We start from the raw sequence: 3,217 nt of genomic DNA, 5'->3' as shown, positions 1-3,217 counted from the left end.
GCTCCAGCGTCAGCCCGCGTCTCGCACTCCTCCCGTAAACGGGCGGTCGCGGGGCAGGAGGCGCGACGCGATAGACCGCCATTCACGGGTCGCCAAGTGGTGAAGGTTGCGGTACATTATGTGTTGCAGTATGTATAGCGTGCGTATTTGGCGGGAGGCTGCGATGACAGCGAGCTTGAACCTCCGAGACATCGGCGAGCACCGAAAAGCCGCTCTTAAGGCGGAAGCTGAAGCGCGCGGGAAGTCCGTCGCGGAGATCGTTCGCGAATGGATCGACCAGGGCATTGCCCAATCGAGGGCCGACCGGGCGCGTACAGAGTGGATCGCAGCAGCGAAGGCTGGCCTCGCCGACGAAGTCCGCCATCTCGAGCGGCACGGCCCCACCTTGGCGCGGTTCAGACGTGCGCGCACAACCGAGCGATGAGCCAGTGCGCCATCTATCGCCTTCGCGACGGCGACGAGCTCGTCTGTCGGGTTCAGGCGGACCTCGGCGTAGAGACGCCGTACGTCCTTTGCGCGCCGGTCGTCCTGCGGACAGAATGGGGCGCTCTCATTCCCAAGCTGCACCTCGAAGTCGCTGTCGGTGACGCCGCTTGCGTCATCCTGATGTCCCAGCTGATCGCGCTCCCGCGCAGCGAACTAGGTCCTGTCGTCGGGAACGCTCTCGATCGTCGCGACGACATCATCGCAGCCGTCGATTTGATCGTTTCGGGTTTCTGATTGTGAATCAGGCGTGGCGATGTAGCCCCTCTGATTGAAGGAAGATCAACGGCTTGTGACGCCGATCGGCGTCGGGACCCCACGCCGATCAACAAAAGGGCTCGTGGTGACGATGCGCACCAGTACCTCGCCGTCCCTTGGGCCTTCGAGATCGATCTCTTCGATCTCAAGGGGGCGGTTCGGCTCTTAGGTGACGGCGGCGCGGGTCTTCATGGGGTCTGTCTCCTCCGGTATGTCGTTCGATCTCCCGACGCGCGTTCCCTGGCCCGCGGTCAGGCGCCGGACTGTGGCTTGCGGGACGCCATACCAAGTCCGACAAGACCGGCGATCAGCAGAAGCGCGGCGGGCGGGAGGGGCACCGGCGCGATCGTGCTCGTGTTGGAGACCGAAAAGGTCGCGCCAGGCGCCAGGTCGAAGGCCCAGCCGAAGGCGAAGGCGTTGTCGCCTGCAGGGACCGGAAAGGGGGCTCCCAACGCTGGCGTGTTCGGCAGCGTGGTGGGGCCGTCGAGGTCGATGAAGAAGCGGGTGTAGAGGGTGAAGAAGTCCGCGATCTCCCAGCTCTGGGGCTCAGGCGTGACGACCGTCTCGATCGTGAGGGGAAAGCTCCCACTGCGTGTCACAAGCCGTCCGGGGCTCGACTGGACGGTCTGGTCCGCCTGCGCGAGCTGGTCGAAGCGGATGTCGAAATCGGTGTAGTCGAACAGGAACAGCGATTGGGTGGTCTCGCCGACGTTCGTGAGCGACAGGCTGCGCGTCAGCGTGGAGCGCGACGAGCCCGGCGCTCCGCCCTTGAGGGCGGTGTCCAGCGTCGCCTCGAGCGTGTCGTCGCGAAAGGAAAGACTCACCGCATTGAGCGTCTGTGACGCGCTGGGTTCAGCGATGAACTCCGACAACGGCAGTTCGCGGGAGTCTCCGGCGCGGCGGACATAGTAGTTTCCGATGAAGATGTTGTCCCGACCGCCGTCGGTGCGCCAGACGGTGACGCCGTTACGGTCGCTGACAGTCGCCTCCGCAGCCCCGTCGATCAGCGAAAAGGTGGCCGCCTGGACCGCGAGCGGCGCGGCGGCGATCAGTGCGGCAAGGGCGATGGCGCGCATGTGCGTATGGTCTCCTGCAGAAGGGGGTTTCGATGGTCGCTGGCCGAGCCCGGGCACAGTCCCGCCAGCGACGTCAGCAATGGCCTTCGACCTCGTCCATAGGGTCGATCACGAGCAGCAGGCGGGTCTCGCCACGTCCCACCAGGGGCGGGGACCGGTGCATCACGCCGGGGAATTCTACACCCGGCCACAGCGCGCCGCGGAACAGGGCGGCGTCGGCGGCGAGGAGTTGTCGTATATCGTCGGGCTCGCGACCGACGCCCGGCTGCGCCGCCCCGTACTGCGTGCTGGCGCCGCGGTAGGTGCAGAGCATCCGGCAGCGAACCCGATCAATATGGAAGCGGCGACACTTGTCGGTGTCCACCGGCTCCAGCCTGACCTCAATGAGAGCCTGGGACGCGACGCGCGACAGGATCTGCGCCAGCGCCGCCGCGTCGCTGGCCAGACGATCACAGTGGGGGCCCGGGGGCGTGCCCGCGCTGTCGCAGGCTGCGTGGATCACGCGCTCGACGCGGTCGGGCGTCGTCAGCGTGCGCAGGCGCGGAAGCCGCTCGGGCGGCAGCGCGTCGATCCAGGTGGCGAAGGCCGGTTCGCGGGGCCGGCGCCAGATCGCCGCCGAGACGCCAGGCTCGCCGATTGTCGCGAGGATGGCGGGGTCACTTCCCTCGACGACGCCGAAGGCGAGCGGAATGCGGGCGGGAACGTTCACTGCGCGCTCACGCCAGATACGGAGCCACGAGCCGGCCCGCCCGGACAGGCGCGGAGGGGCGGCGACCATCGGCAGGTCGGGGCATTTGATATCTCCGAGCGATGCACCGACAGTGTGTGATACTATAACAATACAATCAAGCGACGTGTGCGCTTGACGGCTCTCCTCCGCCACCGCATAAACCCGAGCAATTCGATAGGAATTGAAGCGTCACCCACGGGACCGCTGGTCCGCGCAGGCGCGCGACTGCAACACGGGGTGACTGCATGACACGCGCACTGCGCGCGCCGGCGACCGGCGTTCTTCTGGCGGACCAGCGGTCGGGCGGCGTCTTGCTGCTCAACGATCTCCCAGGCGACGGGACGGCGGATCAGCGTCGCACGTTCTTCGACGGGGCCAACGCTTCGGGCCTCGGCGTGCCCGCCAATCCGTTCACGATCCTGCAAGCGTCCGACGGTGCGGTCTATGTGGGCGACGGGGCGAGCGACACGGTCTATCGCCTCGTTGACCGCGACCGCTCCGGAGCGGCCAACGGTCCCGGTGAGGCCACGGTGTGGCTCAGCGAGGCCAACGCCGCCGGGCTGAGCCTGCCTACGCCGAACGGGCTGGCCGAGGGGCCGGACGGCGCGATCTACAGAGACCGTCGAGAACGTGGGGGTCATGCCGCCCGAACGTAGGGGCGGCGTGCGAG

At 67.2% G+C, this 3,217-nt stretch carries 4 protein-coding genes and 1 pseudogene; 2 read left to right on the top strand and 3 right to left on the bottom strand.

Going from position 1 to position 3,217, the window contains the following annotated elements; all coding sequences use genetic code 11:
- Window positions 1-420: 420 nt before the first annotated feature.
- Complete coding sequence (locus tag V7Q31_RS18270) at window positions 421-720, top strand: CcdB family protein (RefSeq protein WP_333835272.1); 300 nt, start codon at window positions 421-423, stop codon at window positions 718-720.
- A gap of 102 nt (window positions 721-822) precedes the next feature.
- Here V7Q31_RS18270 and V7Q31_RS19260 read toward each other — a convergent pair.
- From V7Q31_RS19260 to V7Q31_RS18260, 3 genes and pseudogenes are all read right to left on the bottom strand, one after another.
- Window positions 823-933 (bottom strand): annotated as a pseudogene (locus V7Q31_RS19260) (S-(hydroxymethyl)glutathione dehydrogenase); the annotation flags it as partial.
- A gap of 59 nt (window positions 934-992) precedes the next feature.
- A complete protein-coding gene (locus tag V7Q31_RS18265; protein WP_333835271.1) occupies window positions 993-1,817 on the bottom strand; it encodes a hypothetical protein in 825 nt (274 codons plus the stop codon).
- 73 nt (window positions 1,818-1,890) lie between these two features.
- A complete protein-coding gene (locus V7Q31_RS18260) occupies window positions 1,891-2,526 on the bottom strand; it encodes a DUF1826 domain-containing protein (protein WP_333835270.1) in 636 nt (211 codons plus the stop codon).
- Between the two features lie 266 nt (window positions 2,527-2,792).
- Here V7Q31_RS18260 and V7Q31_RS18255 point away from each other — a divergent pair, with 266 nt between their 5' ends.
- Complete coding sequence (locus V7Q31_RS18255; RefSeq protein WP_333835269.1) at window positions 2,793-3,203, top strand: hypothetical protein; 411 nt, start codon at window positions 2,793-2,795, stop codon at window positions 3,201-3,203.
- Window positions 3,204-3,217 lie beyond the last annotated feature (14 nt).

It is taken from the genome of Rubrimonas sp., from assembly GCF_036788415.1.
Classification (GTDB): Bacteria; Pseudomonadota; Alphaproteobacteria; order Rhodobacterales; family Rhodobacteraceae; genus Rubrimonas.
The sequence above is the reverse complement of the archived record's forward strand: the minus strand, read 5'-3'. Positions and strand labels throughout refer to the sequence as shown.